Genomic DNA, 21,870 nt, shown 5'->3' with positions numbered 1-21,870 from the left:
TGTTCCCCCGCGTCCGCCATCACTGACTGCCGCCGCTGCTGCCGATCCCGATCACGAACGGATTGAACGTCGTGGCCGGCGTCTGGAACGACTTGTCGTACTGCTGCTGCGCGGCGACCGCGGCCTTGCCGTCGACCCCTGGTGTCGACGGCGTGTGCTCGCCCGCATGCGGATCGATGATCTGCATCTGCGTTACGGTGCGCACGGCGTCGCCGACGTGCGCGTCCCAGATCGGCGAGCTCGACATGCAGCCGCTCAACGAACCGCTCAGCGTGGCGCACATCGTCAGCAGCAACGCCGCGCGGCGCGTGATCAGAAGATGTTCGAGTTTCATGAGAGTCTCCTTCGCGGCGCGTTACGGGTTGGGCTGGGTGGCCTTGAGCGTCGGGTTGCCTGGGCTCGCGGCGTCGGCTTTGGCGAGCGCGGGTTCGGCGCTGGTTTGCGCTAGAGCTAGCGTTGCTGCCGACGCTGTCGTGGTTGCCGTCTTACCGGCCGGCGGCATCGCCGCCGACGGTGCTGGCCGGTCCGCCTGGGTGTCGCGTGGCAGCAGCGCGGCGGGTGCGGCCGAGCCTTCGGTCGGTGCCGGCGTCGGTGCCGGCGTCGGAACCGGTGCGGGCGCCGCGGGTTGCGGTTGCGGTTGCGCAGGCATCTGCGGCGCGTTCGGCTGTGCGGCGGGCCGGCGGCCTTCCATGTTGCCGGTCGCGTAGACCGTGCCGTCCGACACGCCGGTGAAGCTATCGGTCGGCAGCGGGTAGTCGCCCGGCGGCAGCGGCTTCACCAGATGCACCGTGACGATGAAGATCAGCTCAGTGCGATCCTGCTGGAACGACGTGCTGCGAAACAGCGCGCCGAGCACCGGCACTTCGCCGATGCCGGGCAGCGCCTTCAACGCGCCGGTGATGTTGTTCTGAATCAGCCCGCCGATCGCGAAGCTCTCGCCGTCGTTCATCTGCACCGTCGTCGACGCGCGCCGTGTCGTGATCAGCGGCAGGATCGACGTGTTGCTCGTGCCGCTCGCCGTTACGGTGACGCCGGTCGGCGACAGTTCCGACACTTCCGGCGCGACCTTCAGATTCACGCGGCTGCCGGCCAGCACGGTCGGCGTGAACTTGAGGCCGACGCCGAACTCTTCTTCCTGCAGCGTGATCGTCGAGCCGCCCGTGCCGTTGCTTTGCGGCACTGGAATGAAGACCCGGCCGCCGGCAAGGAACGACGCCTCCTGGCCGCTCAGCGTGACGAGGTTCGGCTCCGCGAGAATCTTGCCGAGGCTGTCGCTCTTCTGTGCGTCGACGGCGATGTTGAAGGGCCTGTTGTTCGCCTTGCTCACCGCGACACCGCTGCTGACACCGGCGAGCAGGCTGCTCACCAGCGCGCCGGTCCACGAACCGAAGCCGCCCTGGATGTTGACCGCCGCGCCCAACTGATTGAGCAGCGTCTTCGACACCTCGGCGACCTTCACTTCGAGCATCACCTGTTGCGGCGAATCGACCGTCATCATGTTGATGACTTCGGAGCCCTTGCTAACGCTCGAACTCTGCTGCGAGATCGAGCCGCCGTTACCAAAGCTCGCGGTGCTCGACTGGTCTTGCTGAGTGGGTTGCGCACCCGCGTAAGCGCCGGCGATGCTCATCGCCTGCTGCGCGGCCTGCGCGCTCGATACGCGGCCCGCGAGCACGAGGTTGCCGGCCGCGCTCGACACGCGGATGCCACGCTCGTTCGGCAGCAGTTGCGCGAGTGTGCGTTGCAGCCCATCGGCATCGACACCGACGCTCACGTCGATGATCTGACATGCGCCGCTGCGGCCCTGCACGATCATGTTCGTGGTGCCGACGCTCATGCCGACCACGTACAGCGTGCGCTGCGACACGAGCGTCGCCTGCGCGACGACCGGATTGCCGAGCGTGCGATTGCGCGCGGGCTCGACGAGCGGAACCAGGATCGACTTGCCGACCGCCACCGACACGCTCGATTCGTCGCGAATCTCGCCGGTGCAGTTCGGCCCGCTCAGCTGCGCGGGGGCGACCATCCGGCCGCTCGTCGCGCCGGTCGGCATCGGCGTGTTGCTGACCAGCATCGGCACGGCGCCCCGGCCGACTGGCAGCGGCGCGGCCTGCGCGCCCCAGCCCGGCGGCATTTGCGCGGCGGCCATCGTTTGTGCCGCGCTGTCGTGCGCAGCCGTTAGCCCGGCGCATAGCGCGGCGGCGAGCACCGTACCGCCGAGCGAGCGGCAATGCTTGCCGCCACCGGATGAGTACCGTTGTTGTGTTTTCATGTTGCTGCCCCCGTCGCTCGATAGGTGAACCGAGACGTCTCTTGATTGCCTTCTGATTCAGATCGCGGCGTCTGTCAAAAACCGGCGCGCTGCGACCGCGCTAGAAACATTCGACGCTGCCCGTCACCCCCGACAGCACGCCGACGCAATCGCGCCTTGGCGCCGGACGTGCCGCATAGTGCGTGCGCACCGGATGCACTTCGGGTGCGGCCGGCGCCGAAGCCGGCACCGGCACGTCGAGCAAGGTCAGCTTGGTCGCGCCGCCGGTGCTCGGGGTCTGCTTGTCGACCTGGTTGCGCAGCACCAGCGACAGCGTGCCGACGCTGCGTGCGAGGTCGAGCTTCTCGGCCTGCTCGGGGGTCACCTCGAGCGTCACCGCGTTGACCACTTTCGGCGCGGTGTCGTCGCGGCTCACCTGCTGCGCGACCGCGAGCACGAGGATCTTTTCGAGCACGATCTTCGAGATGCTTTGCGACGCGTCGGTCTTGTTCGCCTGCTGCGTGTTGACGATCACGTCGACGTAGTTGCCCGGCAGCGCGAAGCCGGCGACGCCGACCACGTCGTTCACCCGCACCGTGATCGCGCGATGGCCTTCGCCGATCACCGCGGACAGGCCACCCTTCGTGCCCTGCGGCGCGAGCTTCGATTCGAGCACCGGCTCGCCGGGCGCGAGACTCGTCAGCAGCACGCGCCCTTCGAGCGCCTTGCCGTCGGCGAACGCACCGGGCGGCACGCTCGAAGTCGGCCAGCTGACCATGTGAATCAGGTTCTGGTTCAGCGGCTGGCCGAGACTGATGTCCGACGACGCCACCGCAACCGACGTCACCGCGGCCGACGAGGTCTGCAGCAACCAGCGCGACGCAAAACTCACGGCCGCGAGGCCCGCCAGCACGGCGATCGTCAGCATCACTAGAGCCCGACTGTTTTTCATGGCAACACTCCCGCATCGTTCAGTGGAAACGTCCGGCTACAGCGCGGCCGCGAGCAGCATTCCGAGGGTTCCGGCCGCGATCGCAACGCCGTAGGGAATCGACCCGACCGATCCGGTCCGCGCATCGATCAGGCTCGGTCGTGTGAGCGGCGCGACGACGAGCCCGCCGATCAGTTGCCGCAGATTCGCGAGCAAGCGCGCGAATCTGCCGCGGCACAGCACGATCAGCAGCGACCAGAGTCCGCCGATCAGAAAAGTGGCGAGCGCGATCCGCCAGGTCAGCGCGGGTCCGACCCATGCGCCGATCGTCATCAGCAGCTTCACGTCGCCGGCGGCCATGCCGCGCAGCAGATAGAACGGCAAAAGCAAAGCGAGGCCGCATGCGGCGCCGCTCAGCCAGTCGAGCGCGCCGGCGAGCGGCCCGTGAATCGACATCTGCACGGCAAGCGCGACGGCGAGCCCGGGTACGATCAGGCGATTCGGAATGCGCCGCGCGGTGAGATCCGTGCTCGCTGCCACGATCGCCAGTACGATCACGCACAGCGGTACAGGATGTGGCGGCAGAAGTGGCAGCGTCATGATGACCTCGTGATGGATGATCGCGCCGCGTCAGATCGAGTCGGCGAGATTGTTGAAGATCGCGCTGAGGTTGGTGCCGAGCGTGGTCACACCGCCGATGATCAGCAGTGCGATCAGGCCGGCGAGCAGACCGTATTCGATGGCGGTCACGCCGTCTTCGTCGTGTGCGAAACGTACCGCGCGCGCAATCAGGTAATTCATGACAGCCCCCCGTATTCAGTTGGAAAGTGACGGACGAATCGTGAGGTTCGTCCGTCGGCAAGATGACTTAAACCGAGTCCGCGAGGTTGTTGAAAATCGTCTGCAGATGCTGGCCGAGCAGGGTCACGCCGCCGATAATCAACAGCGCGATCAGGCCGGCGAGCAGCCCATATTCGATGGCGGTCACGCCGTCTTCGTCACGAACGAAACGGGCCGCGGTAGCAATGATGTTCTTCATGATTCGACTCCTGTGGAGGACTAACTAATGGAACCCGTTACCAGGATTGGCGTGGGCGATGGCACTACGGGCACTGCTGGGAACTGCGGAAGACTGCGGGCTAGTCTCGCCGCCCGGTCAGCGTCGCGCGGTGTTTGATCCGCATGGGCGTAACGCTGGGCGACACGAACTGGAGGAAACGGGGGAAGTGAAGCGACAGCTGCCGGGCAAGCCGCAGCATTGCGGCCGTGTGCCGCTGACGCAGCATGGCCGCGCGGTGTGCGCGGCTCATGGGCTTGTTATCGCCGCGCAGGCGCGTGAACTTGTTGTGCATACATCCCCCGTCTTTCGTGATTTTTTCTTGGCGCCGGCTCGAGGCCAGCACCAGCTGGTCAATCGACGTTGGCTCTCTATCGCGCCATGGTGTGCTGTCTGTTCAGGTCCGCAGCATCGTGTCGTCGACTTCCGAGCACTCCCCATTGCAAGGACGGGACCAGCTTTGCGAAAACAGCGTAACGACGCGGGTTCGAGCGGACTGGCCTCCCGCCTCGCGCCCGATTCGCGTCCGGAATGTCCGAATCCGCAACGTTTTGCATGAGCCGCCGAACACTTCGCGGAACGCGTAAAGCGCCGCCGGGCAAGGCTCGGCATTTTTTGTCCAGGACTTTCCCTAGGGCGGTAAAAACGGAATATCGCTGGGAAATCGGCCTTCCCGAATGGCGCGCCGGTCCAAAGCGTCTCATCGATGAGACGGCTTGGTGCGTTGGCGCACACAACGCTGACCGTTTGGCCCGGTATTTGGCTGAATCGGCAGGGCACGACTCGCGGCCAGGAAAACGCGAGCTTGAAAGTCGCATGAATTTCCGCCAACAATGATCTGACCGGTTCAGCGCAAAGACACGGGTTTTGATTCGATGTCACGCGCAGACACATACAAAACGGAATCAATAAACAGAACGAACGGAGGGTCGACAGACCTGATCCGGATCACACGGGGGCGGGGATCATGTACGCATCACAGCTACGCATGCGCAGCGGCGACAGCGAGATTCGCGGCTGGCTCACGCACGAGCGCATCGTCTTCTACTGCAGCGGGATGTGCGTACTGTACGTGGTGATAATCGGGCTGTGGGCCTATGCGAGCCACGGCTTCACCGACCAGCGCCTCACGCGTCCCGGTGAGGACTTTTCGATTTTCTGGTCGGCCTCGTATGGACTGCTGCACGGTTCGGCGATGCAGGTCTACGACCATGCGTCGTTCGACAAGCTCCAGCGGCTGCTCTTCACGAACGTCAGCCACGACAGCGTGATGCCCTGGCTCTATCCGCCGACGTTCCTCGTGTTGATCTCGCCGCTCGCGCTCTTGCCGCGGCTCGTCATGTACTTCGTATTCGTCGGCGGCGGCATCGCGCTGCTCAGCGCGGGCACGTTGCGCGTGTCGGGCCTTGTCGACAGCTTCAGGGGATCGCGCTTCGCATGGTTCGTGGTCGCGGCCTCGCCGTGCGTGTTCGTGACAGCCCTGTTCGGTCAGAACTCGCTGCTGACCGCCGGCATCGCCGCGCTGACGCTGCATTGGCTGCGCCGGCATCCGGTACGCGCGGGACTGTGCCTCGGCCTGCTCGCGATCAAGCCGCAAATGGCCGTGCTGTTTCCGCTCGTGCTGATTGCCGCGCGCGCATGGCGCACGCTGGCGGCCGCCGCGTTCAGCGCGGCGCTGTTAGGCGTGGTCAGCGTGCTGGTCTGCGGCGTGCAATCGGTGCGGCTCTTCTTCGTCAACACCGGCATTGCGCGCGAGACGCTGCTCGAACAATGCCGCGGCTACTGGCTCGCGTCGCCGACCGTGTTCGCCGTGCTGCGCGAAGGCGGCACGCCGATCGTCGCGGCCTTTGCGGCGCAGGCCTGCGTTGCGCTGATCGCCGCGGCAGCCGCATGGCACGTGTGGCGAACCACGCGCGACACGCGGCTGCGCGCGGCGAGCCTCGTCGTCGCCACGCTGCTGACGAACCCATACGTGTGGCACTACGAACTGGCGTGGCTCGGCATCGCGACGGCCAGCCTGACCGCGCTCGGCCTCGACAAAGGCTGGCTGCCCGGCGAGCAGAGTGTGATTGCGCTTGCGTGGCTGCTGCCGGCCTATGAACTCTTCAACCGCACGGCCGAGTTGCCGCAGATCGGCCCGATCGTTCTGCTGCTGGTGCTGCTGCTCGTCATGCGCCGCGTGCGCGTAATGGACGAAGAACGCGACGAGCGCGCCGCCCTCGCCTATTCGCACGCGGCTCGAATCATTCGATAAACGGGGAAGCGTCATGCCAACTCATACAACCACGCCACTGATCTCACTCGTCGTGCCGTTCTACAACGAGCAGGACGCGGTGGAACGCTTCTTCGCGGCAGTCGTGCCGGTGCTCGAATCGATCGACGGCACGCACTTCGAGATCGTCTGCATCAACGACGGCAGCAGCGACGCGACGCTCGATCGGCTGATCGCGCAGAGCAGCCGCGACCGGCGCATTCGGGTGATCGAGCTGACGCGCAACTTCGGCAAGGAAGCGGCGCTGACCGCCGGCATCGACGAAGCATTCGGCGATGCGGTGATTCCGATCGACGCGGACCTGCAGGACCCGCCGAGCCTGATCCCGGTGATGGTCGAGCATTGGCGCGCGGGCGCCGAAGTAGTCGCGGCCAAACGCACGAACCGCCTGTGCGATACGCTCGCCAAACGCACGGCGGCCGCACTCTACTATCGCGTGCACAATGCGCTGTCCGAAGTGAAGCTGCCGGAGAATGTCGGCGACTTCCGGCTGATCGATCGCCAGGTGGTCAACGCGCTGCGCAGCCTGCCGGAGCGCCGTCGCTTCATGAAGGGCCTGTTCGCGTGGGTCGGCTACCGCACCGTGATCGTCGAATACGAACGCGAGCCGCGCAGCGCCGGTCACTCGAAATTCTCCGGCTGGCGGCTGTGGAACTTCGCGCTCGAAGGCATCACGAGCTTCAGCACGGTGCCGTTGCGCAGCTGGACTTATATCGGACTGTCCATCGCGACGCTCGCGTTCGTCTACGGCGGGTTCGTCATCGGCCGCACGCTGTGGTCGGGCAATCCGGTGCCCGGTTACGCGTCGACGATCTCGGTGATGCTGTTCATGGGCGGCATCGAGCTGATCGGCATCGGCGTGATCGGCGAATACGTCGGCCGCATTTACTACGAGTCGAAGGAACGGCCCGTTTATCTGGTGCGGCGTCGCTATCAAGCGAAGAGCAAGGTCAGCACGTTGCCGGACGTGCGCGAGGATGCGCGCGCGGCGCATGTGGGGCGTGTCGAACCGACACGCAGGCGGGCCGCGCCGCGGTTTCGCGTAGTCGGACACTGAAAGCCGAGGAGTTGACCATGTCTCCCGATGCCTACCTCGAAATGGCCGAGACCGAAGCCGGGCACTGGTGGTTTCGCGCGCGGCGCGACGTGCTGCGCACGCTGCTCGAACGGCTCGCGTTACCGCACTGCGCGCGCGTGCTCGAAGTGGGCTCCGGCACCGGCGGCAACCTCGACATGCTGGCCGGTTTCGGCACCGTCAGCGGCCTCGAGATGGACCGGACCGCTCGGGCGCTGAGCGCGCGCAAGACCGGCAAGCAGTTCGACATCCGCGCGGGCCACTGCCCCGACGACGTGCCGTTCGACGGCGAACGCTTCGACCTGATCTGCTTCTTCGACTGCCTCGAACATATCGCCGACGACGCCGGCTCGCTCGCAGGCATGCGCGATCTGCTGACACCGGGAGGCCGCATTGTCGTGACGGTGCCGGCCGGACAACATCTGTGGAGCGCGCACGATGTTTTCCTGCATCACTACCGCCGCTATAGCCGCACTTCGCTGATGCGCTGCGCGGCCGTGGCCGGCTACGAAGTCGAACGCGTCAGCTATTTCAACACGCTGCTCTATCCGGTCGCGGTGGTCGCGCGTTGGGCCGATCGGCTGCTGCATCGCCAGCATTCGAGCGGCGACGCGATTCCGCCGTGGCCGCTCAACGCGGCGTTGTACCGCATTTTCAGCGCCGAGCGCCACTGGCTCGCGCATGCGCCGCTGCCTTATGGCGTGTCGCTGCTCGCGGTCCTGCGCAAGCGCGAAGGAGCGCCGCGATGATGCTGCTCGATCGAGTCAAGCTGATGCGCTTTGGCGCGAGCGGCGTCATCGCGACCGGCCTGCATGTGTGCATTGCGCTGACGCTGATCGCGGACGCCGGCATGTCACCGCCGTGGGCCAACGCGATCGCGTTCACGTGGGCGACGGCGGCCTCGTATCTGTTGAACACGTTCTGGAGTTTTTCGGCGCTGCCCGCGTTGATGAACGCTGGGCGGTTCGTGCTCGTATCGCTGGGCGGCCTGACGTTGACCGCGCTCGTATCGCGCCTGACGCAGCTCGCGGGCGGCCCGCCCGCGCTCGGTATCGGGCTCGTCGTGTGCGTGGTGCCGCCGCTCACGTTCATCGCGCATCGGTGCTGGACCTATCGCTGAACGCGAGGCACACGTAACGCGCTCACGCCGCGCGCAACGCCCTCTGACACGCCGCGAGTACCGCGCCGCCCGCCAGCAGCAGCGCCGAATACACGAGCCCGCGCGCGAGCCCGGCGCCATCCGACACCCAGCCGATCACCACCGGCCCGACGATCTGCCCGAATGCGAACACGATCGTGAAGGCGCTGATGCCCTTCGCCCAGTGGCTCGCGGGCAGATTGTGGCGCACGAACGCGGTCGTCGATGCGACCGCCGACAGGAACGTCGCGCCGAACAGCGTGCCCGAAACGAACGCGACCCACGGCTGCGTGAACAGCGCGGGCAGCAGCGTCGCGATCGCCAGCAGCGCGTTGAGCACGGCGAGCGCCTGGCCGCCGCGCATGCGATCGAGCAGCGTCGACCAGATCCGCGCCGACACCACGGTCGCGGCGCCGAGCAGCAGATAGAAGCCGGTGACGACCGCCGCGCTCATGCCGGCGTTGCGCAACAGCGCGACGATGAACGTCATGTAGCCGATATAGCCGACGCCGAACAGTCCGTAGCCCGCGAGCGCGGCTGCGAAGTGCGGCCAACCCGGCGCGGACGTGGCGCCGGCTGCATGCGCGGCAGCCGCCGCGCTCGTATGCGCGCGCTCGATTCTGCGCGACGCGCCGATCGCGACCGCGGCGAACAGCGCGCAGGCCGCCGCGAGCGCGAACCACGCGAACTGCCAGCCGTGGGCGGCGTCAAGGATCGTCACCGGCACCAGCAACGACGACGCGACGATCCCCCAGCCGGTGCCCCCGTAATACAGACCGAGCACGAGCCCCGCGTCGCGCGGGCGCGCCGACGCGAGCCGCGCCGCGAGCACGCCGCCGCCGATGAAGATCGCCGCGCTGCTCGCGCCGGTGATTACGCGCAGTGTCAGCAGCGCATCCGTGCTGGCGGTGACGCCGCTGCCGGCCATCAACAGCGTGGTCAGCACGCAACCGCCCGCGAACAGCGCGCCCGCCGACCAGCGGCGCGCGAGGCGCGGAAACACCAGCGCGCCGAGCAGATAGCCGAGCGCGTTCGCGGTGTTCATCGCGCCGGCCTGCGCGAAGCTCCAGCCGAGGTCGAGCTTCATCGACGGCAACAGCAGCGCGTAGGCGAAGCGCCCGAGGCCGAGCGCTGTTGCGCTGCCGAGCGATAGCGCGGCGGCCAGCAGCAGTGTCGGCAGACGGCGGGCGGTGATCGTGGTCGGAGCGTGCGATGCGGTATCGGCGGAACGGGAGGACATGGGCGGACGGACCTGAACGAGAATGCTGCGAGCCGGTTCTGATTGGATGATGAGTCGGACGTGTGCCGCAGATTGCCATGATAGCCGGGAGAGACGTTTCGGCTTGACGGTTAGTTGCAGAGCAACGCGAGTTGCAGTTGTGGTCGAGCGCGAGCGCGCGCGGCTGCATCCGAACACGACGCTGCGCAAGCGCCTGCGTTGCGCGTTGCGTTGCGCGATACGTCGGTCGATCTCAATGAGCGGTTGCTGTGGTCGGATGAAGCCGCGAGCTTCTCGCTAGAACTCGCGAGGCATGGCAAGTGGCAGTTGTTCGATCTGCCGATGGGCGGCAAAGTGCGCGCGGCGGCAACGGTCGCGCAGCCGGTGAACAAGGTGTCGATGATCGGCTGGCCGAAGAGGACGGCGCGTCAGCGCTTCGAGCGCTCTACCCGCCCGCCCCTTCCGGCTCATGCGGCACGAGCCGAGCTTTCGCGTGGCGCATCTTTTCCAGCGTCTCGGGTCCCGCCTTCAACGCGACGCCGATCGCGAGCGCGTCCATGATGCACAGATGCACGAGCCGCGATACGCCCGGCGTATTCGGATCGATCGGACTCGCCACGCGCAGCAGCAGCGGAATATCGACGAGCCATGCGAGCCGTGAGCCGACGTTGGTCAGCGCGATCGTCGTCGCGCCGCGCTCCTTCGCGATCTGGATGCTTTCGTTGACTTCGACGCTGCGCCCCGAATGCGAGATCGCAAACGCGACGTCGCCCGGCTCCATCAGGCCCGCGTAAAGACGCTGCAAATGACCATCGGTGAACGCGGCCGCCGCGATGTCGATGCGCAAGAACCGCAGCGCCGCATCCTGCGCGACGAGCCCGGAACCTGAACCCACGCCGAAGAAAAACACGCGCCGGGCGCTCACGAGCGCCGCGATCGCGCTTTCGACCACCGCAGGATCGAGCGCGCCGCGCGCATGCGTGATGCCGTCGATCGCCGCTTCCCCGACCTTGTCCATCAAGGTCTGCACGTCGTCGTCGCGCGCGACCGCGGTCGACGCATACGGCAATCCGCCCGCCACGCTTTGCGCGAGCTGCATCTTGAAGTCGCGCAGACCGTGCGCACCGATCGCGCGGCAAAAACGCGTGACGGAAGGCTCGGACACGTCGGCGCGCTGCGCGAGATCGGTGATGCTCGCGCGCATCGCGAAGTCGACGTCGGCGAGCACCATGTCGGCGACCTTGCGCTCGGCGGGCCGCAGACTCGCGAGTGCGTTGCGGATATGGGGAATCAAGTTCGGTGCGGACACCCGGTGTTCCTCAGGGGCTGTTTCATATGGTTCCGCGTCGCTCGCAGCTTCTTCGGCTTCAATCGGCCTGATCAAACCAGCCTGCGTCCACTCTCCGTATCGAACAGATGAATGTGTTCGGCCGGCAGACGCAGCGCAACACGCTGACCGGGCTCGATCTTCGAGCGTTCGCGCGTGGTCACGCACCAGGCGGAGCCGCCTATTTTCCCGTACAAGTGCGTCTCGGCGCCAGTTGGCTCGATCACTTCGACGTCGAGCGCGGCATCCGGTATCTGCGCCGTGATCTCGATGTGCTCGGGCCGCACGCCGAGCGTGGCCTGCGCACCGACCACGGCCGACGCAGGCGTGCTTTCGAGCGCGACCTCGCTGCCGTCCGCGAGCTTCAATGCGAGGCCCGCACCCTGGGTGCGAGTGACGATCACGCCCTCGACGAAATTCATCGACGGCGAGCCGAGGAAGCTCGCGACGAACAGATTCGCCGGCCGGTCATAGAGTTCGAGCGGACGGCCGATCTGCTCGATCCGTCCCGCGTTCATCACGACGATGCGATCGGCCATCGTCATTGCTTCGATCTGATCGTGCGTGACGTAGATCACCGTGTTCTTCAAGCGCTGATGCAGCGCCTTGATTTCGGTGCGCATCTGCACGCGCAGCTTTGCGTCGAGATTCGACAGCGGCTCGTCGAACAGGAACAGCGACGGCTCGCGCACCACCGCGCGGCCCATCGCGACACGTTGCCGCTGACCGCCCGACAGCGCGCGCGGCAAACGGTCCAGATAGCCGCTGAGGTTCAGCATCTTCGCGGCCGCATCGATGCGCGGCTTGTATTTCTCCGACGATTCTTTGCGGATTCTCGGACCGAACGCGATGTTTTCATACACCGACAGATGCGGATACAGCGCGTAGCTCTGGAACACCATCGAGATATTGCGCTGCTGCGGCGCGAGCGTATTCGCGCGCGTGCCGCCGATCATCAGATCGCCGCCGCTGATTTCCTCGAGCCCGGCCACCATCCGCATCAGCGTGCTCTTGCCGCAGCCTGACGGACCGACCAGCACGACGAACTCGCCGTCGTCGATGTCGAGATCGATGCCGTGCACGACCTGGGTGTCGCCATAGCGTTTGAAGATGCCGCTCAGTTGCACTGCTGCCATGCTGTCCTCATCGTCTTGCTGCGTGTTGTATTGCGGGTGTCGTAATGCGCGCGCCGTGCGCGGTTCAGAACGACTCGAGCGTCAGCTCCTGCGCCATTAGCCGGTTGCCCGCCATCAAGCCGCCGTCGACCGGCAACGCGACTCCGGTGATCACGCGCGCTTGCGGCGACGCGAGAAACAGCACCGCGTCGGCGATGTCGTCGGGCGTCGCGAAGTCGCGCAACGGGTACCACTTCTTCAGCTCCTCGAACACCTGCGGATTCTTGTCGACGCGGGCCTGCCACGCCTGCGTCTTCACTGTGCCGGGACACACGATGTTCGCGCGAATGCCATAGCGGCCCAGCTCGATCGCGAGCGCCTTCGTATAGCTGATCAGGCCGGCCTTCGCGGCGCTATATGCTGGATGACCGAGCGCCGCAAAACCGTTCACGGAGCCGATCAGCACGAGCGCGCCGCGCTGCCGTTCGATCATCGACGCGCGCACCGCCTCGACCGTGTGATACGTGCCGTTCAGATTCAGATGGATATCGCGCTGCCAGCTTGCGGCGTCGGTAGTCGCGAGCGACGCGCCGAGCGCAGCGCCCGCGTTCGCGACCAGCACGTCGACCGGTCCGCGCTGCGCGACCGCCGCGGCCACCGCTTGCTGCACCGCGGCGGCGTCGCCGAGATCGACCGCGACCGGCACGATCCTGCTTGCGCCGAGTCGCGCGCTCAGCGCTTGCAGCGAGGCCGCGTCGATGTCGAGCGCGAGCACGGTGTCGCCCGCCTCGACGAAGCGCTCGCATAACACGCTGCCGATACCGCCGCATGCGCCGGTTACCAATACGACACGATCCATGTGTTCCTCGCTCGTTCGCCCGGCCGATTCGGCCGTCTTGCCGTCGCCTTCCGCCACCCGGTCCGCGCCGCGCGCCTCGCTGTAAATTTCCTACAAAAAGCGTTTGCGAGGACTGCCCGGTCATCCCGAAGAGTGGGTTTCCGTAGCATCGCGCAGTGCAGAATACCCCATGCTTTCCAGCATCTTATGCACAAAATCACCGAGGAAAAAATATCGCAGACCCTACGTGACAAGCTATTTTGCGTCATGTAGGATTTTTTCAAACAATCTACCCAAGGCGGCCGGCGACGGCAGCAAACCACCCACAGGAGAGAGAAAAATGTCGTTGCATGCCCGTGCTTCCCTCGCGCTAGGCAAAGTCGCCGTGGCGCTCGCGTTTGCAGGTATCGCCGTGTCGGCCCACGCCGAAACGGTCCGCGTGACGGTCGCGCACTACAGCGACGCGACCGCGCCGTACTTCGAGAAAATGGCCCGCAACTTCGAGAAGGCCAACCCGGGCACGACCATCAAGATCGAAGACGTGAACTGGGACACGCTGCAACAGAAGCTGCAAACGGACATCTCCGGCGGCGCCAACGCGGACCTCGCGATCGTCGGCACGCGGTGGCTGCTCGACTTCGTGAAGGACGACGTCGCCGAGCCGCTCGACGGCTATATGGACGCGAACTTCAAGGCCCGCTTCATCGGTCCGTTCCTCGCGCCCGGCCAGATCAACGGCAAGACCTACGGGCTGCCGATCGCCGCTTCCGCACGCGCGCTGTACTACAACAAGGACATGCTCGCGAAGGTCGGCTACCCCGACGGCCCGAAGACCTGGAACGACGTGATCGATGCATCGAAGAAGCTGAAGGCGCAAGGCATCGCCGGCTTCGGTCTGCAAGGCAAGGAAATCGAAACCGACGTCTACTATTACTACGCGCTGTGGACGATGGGCGGCGACGTGGTGGGCAAGGACGGCAAGGCCGCGTTCAATTCGCCGGCGGGCGTGAAGGCCGCGACGATGTACAAGCAGATGATCGACCAGGGTCTCACGCAACCGGGCGTCACCGGCTATAGCCGCGAAGACGTGCAGAACCTGTTCAAGCAGGGCCGCGTCGCGATGGTGATCTCCGCGCCGTTCCTCGCGAAGCAGATCAAGAAGGAAGCGCCGAACCTGAAGTACGGCATCGATCCGGTGCCGATGGGCACGACGCACGCCACCTACGCGGTCACCGACTCGATCGTGATGTTCAAGAACTCGAAGGCGAAGAAGACCGCGTGGAAGTTCCTCGACTATCTGTTCACGAAGGAACCGCGCGTCGAGTTCACGACGACCGAAGGCTTCCTGCCGACCACCAAGGCCGAAGCGGCGGACCCCGCGTTCAACGATCCGGACATCAAGGCATTCATCGCGTTGCTGCCCACGGCTCACTTCGCGCCGACCGTGACCGGCTGGGAAGACACCGCGAAGGCCGTGACCGATTCGATGCAAGCGATTTACCTGGCCAAGGCGCAGCCGGCTGACGCGTTGAATTCGGCGGCCACGCAGGCAAACAAGTCGCTCGGTCACTGATACACGGCTTCTGGCAGTAACGAGACGAACAGGGGACGCGCGGCGCCGTAGCTGAAGCGCCGCGCGTTGCGCACACCCCCAATATTCGAGCCTATGCAGCACGACGCACCCACCGGCCCATTCCGTCGCGCCCGCCGCCAGAAAGCGGGCGCGTCTTACGATCGAGCACGCATGAGCCGCTCCGTTTCTCCGCGCGCGCACGCGCCCTGGTTGCTGATTGCGCCTAGCCTCGTGCTGGCGCTGTTCATCATCAGCTATCCCATTTTCAACATCGTGTGGCAATCGCTGCATGAGGTGTCGCGCTTCGGCGCGATTCGCGACTTCACCGGCGCGCAGAATTTCATCAACGTATTCCAGGACCCGGTGTTTCTCGCTTCGGTACGCCGCACGATCATCTGGACCGTGTGCGTGGTGGGTGGCACGGTGCTGATCTCGGTACCTGTCGCACTGATTCTGAATCAGGACTTCCACGGCCGCGGTGTCGCGCGCACGATCGTGATGCTGCCGTGGTCCGTATCGCTGACGATGACCGCCGTCGTCTGGCGCTGGGCCTTCAACGACGACTACGGCATGGTCAACGTGACGCTGCAGCGGCTCGGCCTGATCAGCGGCCCGATTCACTGGCTCGCGACGCCCGAGTTCGCGTTCCCCGTCGAAATCGCGGTCGGCATTCTGGTGTCGATTCCGTTCACGGTGACGATTTTTCTTGGCGGCCTGTCTTCGGTGCCGAGCGATATCTACGAAGCTGCGCGGATCGACGGCGCGAGCGCGTGGCAGCAGTTCCGTCAATTGACGATGCCGCTGCTGCGCCCGTTCATCAACATGGCGATCCTGCTGAACGTGATCTACGTGTTCAACTCGTTTCCGATCATCTGGGTGATGACGCAAGGCGGCCCCGACAACAGCACGCACATCCTCGTCACCTATCTGTACGAACTCGGCTTCCGGCTTGGACGCCCCGGCGAGGCGGCCGCCGTTTCGCTGATCATGCTCGTGATGCTGTTCGCGTTCTCGATCGCTTATCTGCGTCTGCAACGCACGAAAGAAGGAGTGCCGTCATGAGTCTGAGCGCGAAGACCAAACGCTCGCTGTGGTGCTGGATCGCGCTGACGCCGCTCGTGATCGTCATACTGTTTCCGTTCGCGGTGATGTTCTTCACTTCGGTAAAGCCCGCGTCGGAGATCTTCGTCTATCCGGCGCGCTGGCTGCCGGTGCAGTGGCAGTGGCGCAATTTCGTCGACATGTGGGACGCGGCCAACTTCGGCGTCGCGCTGCGCAACAGCGCGATCATCAGTTGCCTGTCCACCGCGCTCGCACTCGCGGTGAGCCTGCCCGCCGCTTACGCGCTCGCGCGCTTTCCGTTTCGCGGACGCGGTCTGTACAGGCAGTTCCTGCTCGTCACGCAGATGCTGTCGCCGATCCTGCTGGTGGTCGGCCTGTTCCGGCTCGCGGCGATGATTCCGTGGGGCGACGGCAACCTGGTCGATTCGAGGATCGGCGTAATCGTGTCATACGCGGCGTTCAATATCGCGTTCGCGGTGTGGATGCTGTCGTCGTACTTTCAGACCGTGCCGCAGGATCTCGAGGAATCCGCGTGGCTCGAAGGCTGCAGCCGTACGCGCGCGGTGTTCAAGGTGTTTCTGCCGCTCGCGGTGCCGGCGATCGTCGTAACTGCGATCTTCACGTTCATCAATGCGTGGAACGAGTTCGCGGTGGTCTATACGTTGATCCGTTCGCCGGAAAACAAGACGCTGACCGTCCAGGTGACCGATATGGTGGCGGGCAAGTACGTGGTCGAATGGCATCTGGTGATGGCCGCGACCTTGGGCGCGACGCTGCCGGTTTCGATCGTGTTTGCGTGGTTGCAGCGTTATATGGTGAAGGGGCTCGCGCTCGGCGCGGTGAAGTAAGCGGCTGCGCGGCGAGCGCCGCGCAGTGTAGGCATGCCGCTCGCGTTAGTCGGCGCCGCGCACGATGCGCAGATCGCGCTCCACGCCATCGCCCAATGCGGCCAGCGCCTTCTTGTACTCGTCGCTTTCGTAAGCGGCGACGGCCGCCTCGTAGGTCGGGAATTCGATCACGACCGTGCGCTCCTTGAGGCCCTGCTCGCGCGCCTCGTCCGCCACGCCTCGCACGATGAACTTGCCGCCTGCCGCCGCCACCGCGGCCGGGGCGAGTTGCGCGTACGCGGCCAGTTTCTGCGGATCGTTCGTCTTGCGGTACGACGTCACCCAATAACCTTTGCTCATTCGAATCTCCTTGTGTGATGGACCAACGCGGATGAAAGCGGACCATGGCGGTCGCTGTCTTGCATGGTAGCAAAGCGGGCCGGCTCGCGATGCCCTGCCGTCACCGCACATTCCATCTGACTGTCAGCCGGTCGCGAAAGAGCATGTGACGCGCATAACGGGAAATGTCTCTTCCAGCATCGCAAAACGACTTAGCTATCAAGCGTTTTGTGCACTAGGCTTGCCTTTGCACACTTCAAGCGATGGATCAAAGGAGACAACGAATGATCGAGCGATACGAGTCGTTTTGTGCATGCTGCGGCAGTCCCGACCATCGGGCGATGAGCCGCCGGACTTTCATGAGCCTGCTTGCGGGCAGCGCCGCCGGACTCGCGATGCCGTCCGCGTTCGCCGCGGACGCACCCGACGTGCGCACGATTGCTTATGACTCGATTGCCAACCCCGTACGTTTGCCGAACGACACGTACTTCGGCGAATGCTCGGGCGTCGCGCTCAATTCGCGTGGCCATATCTTCGTGCTGTCGCGCGGCAACACCACCGGCCCCGCGTATGGCGCGGCGGCCGCGCAACTGCTCGAGTTCGCGCCCGATGGACGCTTCGTGCGTGAGATCGGCCACAACCTGTATGCGTGGTCGTTCGCGCACACAGTGAAGGTGGACCGGCATGACAACGTCTGGGTCACCGACAAGGGCTCGGACATGGTGATCAAGTTCACGCCGGAAGGACGCGTCGCGATGGTGTTCGGCCGCAAGCAGGAAGCATCGGACGAAGAGACCGCGCCGCTCAAGCATCCCAATCCGCCGCTGCCGTCCGAACCCGGACGCTTTCGCCAGGTGACCGACGTCGCGTGGGACAAGGCGGGCAACACCTATATCAGCGACGGATACATCAACTCGCGCGTCGCGAAGGTCGATCGCGACGGCAACTGGCTGAAATCATGGGGCGACCGCGGCACAGGACCGGGGCAGTTCCATACACCCCATAGCATCGCAGTCGATGCGCACGACCACGTATACGTGGCCGATCGCAGCAACCGGCGCATCCAGGTGTTCGATACCGAAGGCACGTTCCTGCGGCAGTTCACGATCGACGTACCGGTGCCGCCGGACGCGCGTCCCGCGATCGGCAACATGCCGAGCGAAGCGGAACTCGCCGCGGGCACGTTCGCGCCCGGCTCACCCTGGGCGATCTGCATTTCGCCGGGACCGAATCAGGTGCTCTATAGCGCCGACGCGTTTCCGGGCCGCATCTACAAGATGACGCTCGACGGCAAAGTGCTCGGCGTACTCGGCAAAGCGGGCAAACAGCCGAAACAGTTCGGCTGGATTCACGAGATGGCGTGTCCTTCGGAAAACGTCTTATTCGTTGCCGAGTTGCTGAACTGGCGCATTCAGAAACTGGTCTTGCATGCGTGATGGACGAGGGCCGCCGCGTTCGCCTGTGATGCGCACGCGGACCAGCCCCGTCTATGTCAAGCCATCTCAGTCGTAGTGACGATGCTTGTGATGGCGTTTGCCCGAATGGTAGTCGCGCGAGTAGTCGTCGGCGTACGAGTTCGAGCGCGAGATGTTGCCGCCGAGCGCCGAACCTGCGCCGCCGCCCAGCGCCGCGCCGACGAGGCCGCCAGCGCGGCCGCCCATCGCGTTGCCGGCCGCGGTGCCCGCGCCGCCACCGAGCGCGCCGCCAATGATCGCGCCGGTACGTTCGCGACGATTCGAGGTGACCGCGCCGCCCGCACCACCGCCCACCGCGCCACCGATCACTGCGCCGGTGCTGCCACCCACCGCGCCGCCGACTGCCGCGCCGGCCACGCCACCGAGCGCGCCGCCGAGCATGTTGTTCATATCACCGGCGAGGGCCGGCAACGACGCCGCGGCGCTCAATGCAGCCACGGCAACCATCTGGGTGATCTTCTTGGACATATCGGGTCTTTGTTTTAGTGAGACGGCGCCGAGTATAGCGGGGCTTGCGAAAGGCCTTTGTAACTGCGACAGTCCATCCCGGTAAGACGTGTAACAAAATGAATGGGGTATTGTTTTTTGCGGTAACCGCGAAAAACAAGGGCCGCTCGTGGTGAGCGGCCCCTGGCGCGAATGCCGGTTAGCGGTCTGAATCTACTCTTCTACCCGCGCCGCTTCTTCTTCAATTCGATCGTCTCGAACAGCGCATATTCCGGTGTCGGCGTCTGATCCGCGCCAGGCGCATGGTAGTAGTTCATCGTGATCGTCGTGTCGCCGCCGGGCTGTCCCGGATCGCAGTCGAACACCGCGATGCCGTAGCCGGTGCCAGTGTCGCGTTGCGCGGACCAGATCGCGACTTCGACCGCGTCGGCGCTCGCGCGCACGAACGCGCCCGCGGTCGTCGCCGGCACCGGGCGATTTGGCTTCGTGAAGATGCGCGCCTGCGGCAGGCCCGTGCCGGCATCGACGCCATACACGTCGAGCGGCGCGCTCGTGCCGCCGCCGCCGAGAATCAGGTGAATCGTGCCGTGACTCGTATCGAACGTCGATGCACCCGCCGATACCGCCGACATGATCGGCTTGGGCTGCAACGTATCGACCGGGCGCCCCGTCGCGATGTCGGTGCCCCGGTTGTGATTGCAACCGCGCACCGGATAGCTGCGCTCGTAGTCGTGATCGTGACCGCACAGCACGAGGTCCACGCCATAGCGATCGAACAGCGGCAGCCACGCTTCGCGAATGCCCTTGTCGGAACCGTTGCCGGTCTTCGACGAACTGAGCGCGTCCTGATGCATCTGCACGATGATCCAGTCCACGTCGTTATCGTGCGACGCATGCTGCAGCACTTTCTCTAGCCAGCGCGTCTGCTCGCCATTGCTATAGCCGCGCACGTACAGCGACGTGCCCGCTGGAATCGGCGGATTGCCGGTACTCGCGACCGGCGTCAACGGCGCGGGCCCGGCGACGAACGCGGCGGCATCCTGATAGACGACGTCGTCCGCATCGAGCGAAACGAACAGCACCGAGCCGACCCGGAAGCTGTACCAGCGGCCCGGAAAACGCGTGTGATTGTCCGGCAGCATGTAGCGCGACAGATACGACGCAAGCCCCTGCTCGCCGTTGTTGAATTCGAGCTCGTGATTGCCGGGACACGGCATCCACGGCCGGTTCGACGCCGAGGTCTGCGCGTTGTTGCCGAAGTCGCGCCACACCTCGGGTTGCTGCATCGGGTTCAGATTCGCATAGCAGAGGTCGCCGTTCAGCAGATGGAACAGCGGCTGGAAGCTCTCGACGGCTGCCACCGCGAAGCGGCTTTGCGGCGACGACAGCACCCAGTTCGTATTGGGCGTCGCGAGATCGCCGTAGCTCGTGAAGCGAAACGGCGCGCGGCCGCGCGGCGCGGTGCGAAAACTCGCGGCGAAGGGTTGCGATGCGTTGCTGTCGTTATCGGCCGTCACTTCGTACTGATAGGTCGTGTCGGCCTTCAGCTCGCGCACGCGCGCGTGATAGTTGAACACGACCTCGCCGTTGAGGCCGTCGGTGTAAGTGCTTTGCACCGCGTGCACCGTATGTTTCGCGTGGTCGCCGTGACGGGTGCCGCTGATGCGCACCTGCGGATTGACCGCCGGCGCGAGCGACGACCACGACACGGTAACTTCGCTCGTCGGGTCGCTGCCCCAGGTCAGGTGGATCTGCTCGGGCGTGCCGTCGGGCGTGCCGCTATTGGCGCCGCGCGCGGTCGATGCGAGCGCGCCCGCCGCCGTCGCGAGACTCGATACGCCGGCGAACTTCAGAAAGCCGCGACGCGAGACGATCGATGCGCCGTGTTCATCGGCAGGCGTTGTCTTGACGATTTTTGTGTTCGACATGTCCGGTATGGTTGTTCGGGTGGAAGAACGCCGGCGCAAAACAACGCCCCGCGGGCGAGCGCGGACGGAAAGTGACGGACGATCGTAGCCGGACGGCGATGACAGCCCGATGAAAACATCGGGAGAACAGCGGAAGGTGGGGATTGAGATCGAAACGCTCATAAAAACGAATTGCCGGTGCAGCGCGCAATTCGATCACGCGCATGCATCCGGCAATCCGCGTGAGCGCCGCTTAGGTTTGCGAACTCGTATCGTCCGCGGCTTGAGCGTTGTCGGCGTCGTCCTGCTTCTCTTCTTCTTTCTTTTCCACCAGCTCTTCGAGCTTGCCGGCGCCTTCGAATCCGGCGATAGCGGCGATGCCTTTGGTCAGCAGACCCGCTTGCGGATCGACTTTCTCCGCGGCTTCAACGGCGGCGACCGCGCCGGCGATCTTGCCCACTTCGTCCAGAAGTCCCATGTCGCACTCCCACAAAAATAAGTGAAATTGCATCGTCTCACGAACTTCGTCGCGTGTCGTCAAATGTTAAGCCGCTTGACCGTGAAGCTTTCAGAGTGAAATTTATTTGGCCGCCTCACATGCGGGCGGGCGGCTGTGGATTGTTTGCGGGATTCGTGTCGAACCTCGACACACGAACGATGCCATTCGCGTCGATCAGGTTCGACAAGCCGACTTCGAGCGCATCGGCGACGTCCTTGCTATACACCTCGTCGCCATTCACGTAGAGCGTGAACGACTGAAGGTATTTCGCTTTCTTCTCCGGGTTCTCGATGGTCTGCCGCGTCCATTGATAAAGCGGGTAGTTCTCGGCGCCCATTCTTTCCGCTTCGCTCACGTAGTCGGCGAATGCATCGAACTGGCATTTGAGCGTTGCGTGATGCGTTTGCAAAAGGGCGCGAAGTGCTGGATGCGCGGCGCACGAAGGGTCCGCGCGCAGCGAGTTGGCGAGTTCCGCCGACGCGGTGATCCGCAATTGGAATTGCAGCGGAGATGACATC

At 65.0% G+C, this 21,870-nt stretch carries 25 protein-coding genes; 8 read left to right on the top strand and 17 right to left on the bottom strand.

Going from position 1 to position 21,870, the window contains the following annotated elements; translation table 11 throughout:
• Nucleotides 1-19: 19 nt before the first annotated feature.
• The 7 genes from AB4Y34_RS07305 to AB4Y34_RS07275 form a co-directional block, all read right to left on the bottom strand.
• Nucleotides 20-334 carry a hypothetical protein gene (locus tag AB4Y34_RS07305; protein WP_368715648.1) on the bottom strand — a complete coding sequence of 105 codons (315 nt, stop codon included), beginning with the start codon at nt 332-334 and terminating at the stop codon, nt 20-22.
• Between the two features lie 21 nt (nt 335-355).
• Nucleotides 356-2,272, bottom strand: coding sequence for a type II and III secretion system protein family protein (locus tag AB4Y34_RS07300; RefSeq protein ID WP_368715647.1), 1,917 nt, complete (start codon nt 2,270-2,272; stop codon nt 356-358).
• 100 nt (nt 2,273-2,372) lie between these two features.
• Nucleotides 2,373-3,203, bottom strand: a complete 831-nt coding sequence (cpaB, locus tag AB4Y34_RS07295) for a Flp pilus assembly protein CpaB (protein WP_368715646.1) — start codon at nt 3,201-3,203, stop codon at nt 2,373-2,375.
• A gap of 36 nt (nt 3,204-3,239) precedes the next feature.
• The gene (locus AB4Y34_RS07290) at nt 3,240-3,782 is read right to left on the bottom strand and encodes a prepilin peptidase (protein WP_176382946.1); all 543 of its coding nucleotides are present in this window, start codon (nt 3,780-3,782) and stop codon (nt 3,240-3,242) included.
• Between the two features lie 30 nt (nt 3,783-3,812).
• Nucleotides 3,813-3,983 carry a Flp family type IVb pilin gene (locus AB4Y34_RS07285; protein ID WP_176382948.1) on the bottom strand — a complete coding sequence of 57 codons (171 nt, stop codon included), beginning with the start codon at nt 3,981-3,983 and terminating at the stop codon, nt 3,813-3,815.
• Between the two features lie 67 nt (nt 3,984-4,050).
• The gene (locus AB4Y34_RS07280; protein ID WP_013092552.1) at nt 4,051-4,221 is read right to left on the bottom strand and encodes a Flp family type IVb pilin; all 171 of its coding nucleotides are present in this window, start codon (nt 4,219-4,221) and stop codon (nt 4,051-4,053) included.
• A 100-nt stretch (nt 4,222-4,321) separates the two neighbouring features.
• Nucleotides 4,322-4,534, bottom strand: coding sequence for a hypothetical protein (locus tag AB4Y34_RS07275; RefSeq protein ID WP_368715645.1), 213 nt, complete (start codon nt 4,532-4,534; stop codon nt 4,322-4,324).
• Between the two features lie 672 nt (nt 4,535-5,206).
• On the opposite strand from AB4Y34_RS07275, the gene AB4Y34_RS07270 reads away from it, so the two are divergent.
• From AB4Y34_RS07270 to AB4Y34_RS07255, 4 genes are read left to right on the top strand one after another with little or no spacing between them, the layout of a single operon-like run.
• Nucleotides 5,207-6,493: a glycosyltransferase family 87 protein gene (locus AB4Y34_RS07270; protein WP_368715644.1), complete on the top strand. Its 1,287-nt coding sequence runs from the start codon at nt 5,207-5,209 to the stop codon at nt 6,491-6,493.
• Nucleotides 6,494-6,506: 13 nt separating this feature from the next.
• Complete coding sequence (locus AB4Y34_RS07265; protein ID WP_368715643.1) at nt 6,507-7,568, top strand: glycosyltransferase family 2 protein; 1,062 nt, start codon at nt 6,507-6,509, stop codon at nt 7,566-7,568.
• Between the two features lie 17 nt (nt 7,569-7,585).
• Complete coding sequence (locus AB4Y34_RS07260) at nt 7,586-8,335, top strand: class I SAM-dependent methyltransferase (RefSeq protein WP_368715642.1); 750 nt, start codon at nt 7,586-7,588, stop codon at nt 8,333-8,335.
• On the top strand, nt 8,332-8,706 hold the full coding sequence (locus AB4Y34_RS07255) for a GtrA family protein (protein ID WP_368715641.1): 375 nt from the start codon (nt 8,332-8,334) through the stop codon (nt 8,704-8,706). Before AB4Y34_RS07260 ends, AB4Y34_RS07255 begins: the two co-directional genes overlap by 4 nt.
• Nucleotides 8,707-8,728: 22 nt before the next feature.
• Here AB4Y34_RS07255 and AB4Y34_RS07250 read toward each other — a convergent pair whose 3' ends face one another.
• The 4 genes from AB4Y34_RS07250 to AB4Y34_RS07235 all read right to left on the bottom strand — a co-directional run bounded on the left by AB4Y34_RS07250 (nt 8,729) and on the right by AB4Y34_RS07235 (nt 13,244).
• Entirely contained in the window at nt 8,729-9,964 is a 1,236-nt protein-coding gene (locus AB4Y34_RS07250; RefSeq protein WP_368715640.1) for a YbfB/YjiJ family MFS transporter, read from the bottom strand.
• Between the two features lie 424 nt (nt 9,965-10,388).
• Nucleotides 10,389-11,252 carry a MurR/RpiR family transcriptional regulator gene (locus tag AB4Y34_RS07245; RefSeq protein ID WP_176106831.1) on the bottom strand — a complete coding sequence of 288 codons (864 nt, stop codon included), beginning with the start codon at nt 11,250-11,252 and terminating at the stop codon, nt 10,389-10,391.
• Nucleotides 11,253-11,323: 71 nt separating this feature from the next.
• Nucleotides 11,324-12,406, bottom strand: coding sequence for an ABC transporter ATP-binding protein (locus AB4Y34_RS07240; RefSeq protein WP_176106832.1), 1,083 nt, complete (start codon nt 12,404-12,406; stop codon nt 11,324-11,326).
• 64 nt (nt 12,407-12,470) lie between these two features.
• Nucleotides 12,471-13,244 (bottom strand): SDR family oxidoreductase, encoded by a 774-nt coding sequence (locus AB4Y34_RS07235; protein ID WP_176382959.1) that lies wholly within the window; start codon nt 13,242-13,244, stop codon nt 12,471-12,473.
• A 319-nt stretch (nt 13,245-13,563) separates the two neighbouring features.
• On the opposite strand from AB4Y34_RS07235, the gene AB4Y34_RS07230 reads away from it, so the two are divergent.
• The 3 genes from AB4Y34_RS07230 to AB4Y34_RS07220 all read left to right on the top strand — a co-directional run bounded on the left by AB4Y34_RS07230 (nt 13,564) and on the right by AB4Y34_RS07220 (nt 16,706).
• The gene (locus AB4Y34_RS07230) at nt 13,564-14,796 is read left to right on the top strand and encodes an ABC transporter substrate-binding protein (RefSeq protein ID WP_176382961.1); all 1,233 of its coding nucleotides are present in this window, start codon (nt 13,564-13,566) and stop codon (nt 14,794-14,796) included.
• Nucleotides 14,797-14,967: 171 nt separating this feature from the next.
• Nucleotides 14,968-15,858 carry a carbohydrate ABC transporter permease gene (locus AB4Y34_RS07225; RefSeq protein WP_176106835.1) on the top strand — a complete coding sequence of 297 codons (891 nt, stop codon included), beginning with the start codon at nt 14,968-14,970 and terminating at the stop codon, nt 15,856-15,858.
• The gene (locus AB4Y34_RS07220; protein WP_176106836.1) at nt 15,855-16,706 is read left to right on the top strand and encodes a carbohydrate ABC transporter permease; all 852 of its coding nucleotides are present in this window, start codon (nt 15,855-15,857) and stop codon (nt 16,704-16,706) included. Before AB4Y34_RS07225 ends, AB4Y34_RS07220 begins: the two co-directional genes overlap by 4 nt.
• 45 nt (nt 16,707-16,751) lie before the next feature.
• On the opposite strand, the gene AB4Y34_RS07215 is transcribed toward AB4Y34_RS07220, so the two are convergent.
• Nucleotides 16,752-17,045: a DUF1330 domain-containing protein gene (locus AB4Y34_RS07215; protein ID WP_176106837.1), complete on the bottom strand. Its 294-nt coding sequence runs from the start codon at nt 17,043-17,045 to the stop codon at nt 16,752-16,754.
• A gap of 263 nt (nt 17,046-17,308) precedes the next feature.
• Here AB4Y34_RS07215 and AB4Y34_RS07210 point away from each other — a divergent pair, with 263 nt between their 5' ends.
• On the top strand, nt 17,309-18,460 hold the full coding sequence (locus tag AB4Y34_RS07210; protein WP_368715639.1) for a peptidyl-alpha-hydroxyglycine alpha-amidating lyase family protein: 1,152 nt from the start codon (nt 17,309-17,311) through the stop codon (nt 18,458-18,460).
• A 66-nt stretch (nt 18,461-18,526) separates the two neighbouring features.
• Here the strand turns inward: AB4Y34_RS07210 and AB4Y34_RS07205 are convergent, their stop codons facing one another.
• From AB4Y34_RS07205 to AB4Y34_RS07185, 5 genes are all read right to left on the bottom strand, one after another.
• A complete protein-coding gene (locus AB4Y34_RS07205) occupies nt 18,527-18,967 on the bottom strand; it encodes a hypothetical protein (protein ID WP_368715638.1) in 441 nt (146 codons plus the stop codon).
• 200 nt (nt 18,968-19,167) lie between these two features.
• A complete protein-coding gene (locus AB4Y34_RS07200; RefSeq protein ID WP_368715637.1) occupies nt 19,168-20,874 on the bottom strand; it encodes a purple acid phosphatase family protein in 1,707 nt (568 codons plus the stop codon).
• Nucleotides 20,834-21,079 carry a hypothetical protein gene (locus AB4Y34_RS07195; protein ID WP_176382969.1) on the bottom strand — a complete coding sequence of 82 codons (246 nt, stop codon included), beginning with the start codon at nt 21,077-21,079 and terminating at the stop codon, nt 20,834-20,836. The genes AB4Y34_RS07200 and AB4Y34_RS07195 overlap by 41 nt, the downstream gene beginning before the upstream one ends.
• A 27-nt stretch (nt 21,080-21,106) precedes the next feature.
• Complete coding sequence (locus tag AB4Y34_RS07190; RefSeq protein ID WP_176121057.1) at nt 21,107-21,331, bottom strand: hypothetical protein; 225 nt, start codon at nt 21,329-21,331, stop codon at nt 21,107-21,109.
• A 115-nt stretch (nt 21,332-21,446) separates the two neighbouring features.
• Nucleotides 21,447-21,869, bottom strand: coding sequence for a hypothetical protein (locus AB4Y34_RS07185; RefSeq protein ID WP_368715636.1), 423 nt, complete (start codon nt 21,867-21,869; stop codon nt 21,447-21,449).
• Between the last annotated feature and the right edge of the window lies 1 nt (nt 21,870).

Origin of the sequence: Paraburkholderia sp. BR10954 (genome assembly GCF_040965775.1) — a bacterium.
GTDB lineage: Bacteria > Pseudomonadota > Gammaproteobacteria > Burkholderiales > Burkholderiaceae > Paraburkholderia > Paraburkholderia youngii.
Note: the sequence above shows the minus strand (reverse complement) of the source record. Positions and strands in the feature narration are given on the sequence as shown.

Bases quoted from the DNA above. Each gene is read 5' to 3' on its own strand.
- AB4Y34_RS07205 (WP_368715638.1), bottom strand. From the start codon at position 18,967: ATGTCCAAGAAGATCACCCAGATGGTTGCCGTGGCTGCATTGAGCGCC.
- AB4Y34_RS07240 (WP_176106832.1), bottom strand. From the start codon at position 12,406: ATGGCAGCAGTGCAACTGAGCGGCATCTTCAAACGCTATGGCGACACC.
- AB4Y34_RS07210 (WP_368715639.1), top strand. From the start codon at position 17,309: ATGATCGAGCGATACGAGTCGTTTTGTGCATGCTGCGGCAGTCCCGAC.
- AB4Y34_RS07280 (WP_013092552.1), bottom strand. From the start codon at position 4,221: ATGAAGAACATCATTGCTACCGCGGCCCGTTTCGTTCGTGACGAAGAC.
- AB4Y34_RS07195 (WP_176382969.1), bottom strand. From the start codon at position 21,079: ATGCGCGTGATCGAATTGCGCGCTGCACCGGCAATTCGTTTTTATGAG.
- AB4Y34_RS07255 (WP_368715641.1), top strand. From the start codon at position 8,332: ATGATGCTGCTCGATCGAGTCAAGCTGATGCGCTTTGGCGCGAGCGGC.
- AB4Y34_RS07250 (WP_368715640.1), bottom strand. From the start codon at position 9,964: ATGTCCTCCCGTTCCGCCGATACCGCATCGCACGCTCCGACCACGATC.
- AB4Y34_RS07265 (WP_368715643.1), top strand. From the start codon at position 6,507: ATGCCAACTCATACAACCACGCCACTGATCTCACTCGTCGTGCCGTTC.
- AB4Y34_RS07235 (WP_176382959.1), bottom strand. From the start codon at position 13,244: ATGGATCGTGTCGTATTGGTAACCGGCGCATGCGGCGGTATCGGCAGC.
- cpaB (WP_368715646.1), bottom strand. From the start codon at position 3,203: ATGAAAAACAGTCGGGCTCTAGTGATGCTGACGATCGCCGTGCTGGCG.
- AB4Y34_RS07230 (WP_176382961.1), top strand. From the start codon at position 13,564: ATGTCGTTGCATGCCCGTGCTTCCCTCGCGCTAGGCAAAGTCGCCGTG.
- AB4Y34_RS07300 (WP_368715647.1), bottom strand. From the start codon at position 2,272: ATGAAAACACAACAACGGTACTCATCCGGTGGCGGCAAGCATTGCCGC.
- AB4Y34_RS07200 (WP_368715637.1), bottom strand. From the start codon at position 20,874: ATGTCGAACACAAAAATCGTCAAGACAACGCCTGCCGATGAACACGGC.
- AB4Y34_RS07215 (WP_176106837.1), bottom strand. From the start codon at position 17,045: ATGAGCAAAGGTTATTGGGTGACGTCGTACCGCAAGACGAACGATCCG.
- AB4Y34_RS07185 (WP_368715636.1), bottom strand. From the start codon at position 21,869: ATGTCATCTCCGCTGCAATTCCAATTGCGGATCACCGCGTCGGCGGAA.
- AB4Y34_RS07285 (WP_176382948.1), bottom strand. From the start codon at position 3,983: ATGAATTACCTGATTGCGCGCGCGGTACGTTTCGCACACGACGAAGAC.
- AB4Y34_RS07190 (WP_176121057.1), bottom strand. From the start codon at position 21,331: ATGGGACTTCTGGACGAAGTGGGCAAGATCGCCGGCGCGGTCGCCGCC.
- AB4Y34_RS07270 (WP_368715644.1), top strand. From the start codon at position 5,207: ATGTACGCATCACAGCTACGCATGCGCAGCGGCGACAGCGAGATTCGC.
- AB4Y34_RS07260 (WP_368715642.1), top strand. From the start codon at position 7,586: ATGTCTCCCGATGCCTACCTCGAAATGGCCGAGACCGAAGCCGGGCAC.
- AB4Y34_RS07305 (WP_368715648.1), bottom strand. From the start codon at position 334: ATGAAACTCGAACATCTTCTGATCACGCGCCGCGCGGCGTTGCTGCTG.
- AB4Y34_RS07275 (WP_368715645.1), bottom strand. From the start codon at position 4,534: ATGCACAACAAGTTCACGCGCCTGCGCGGCGATAACAAGCCCATGAGC.
- AB4Y34_RS07220 (WP_176106836.1), top strand. From the start codon at position 15,855: ATGAGTCTGAGCGCGAAGACCAAACGCTCGCTGTGGTGCTGGATCGCG.
- AB4Y34_RS07225 (WP_176106835.1), top strand. From the start codon at position 14,968: ATGAGCCGCTCCGTTTCTCCGCGCGCGCACGCGCCCTGGTTGCTGATT.
- AB4Y34_RS07290 (WP_176382946.1), bottom strand. From the start codon at position 3,782: ATGACGCTGCCACTTCTGCCGCCACATCCTGTACCGCTGTGCGTGATC.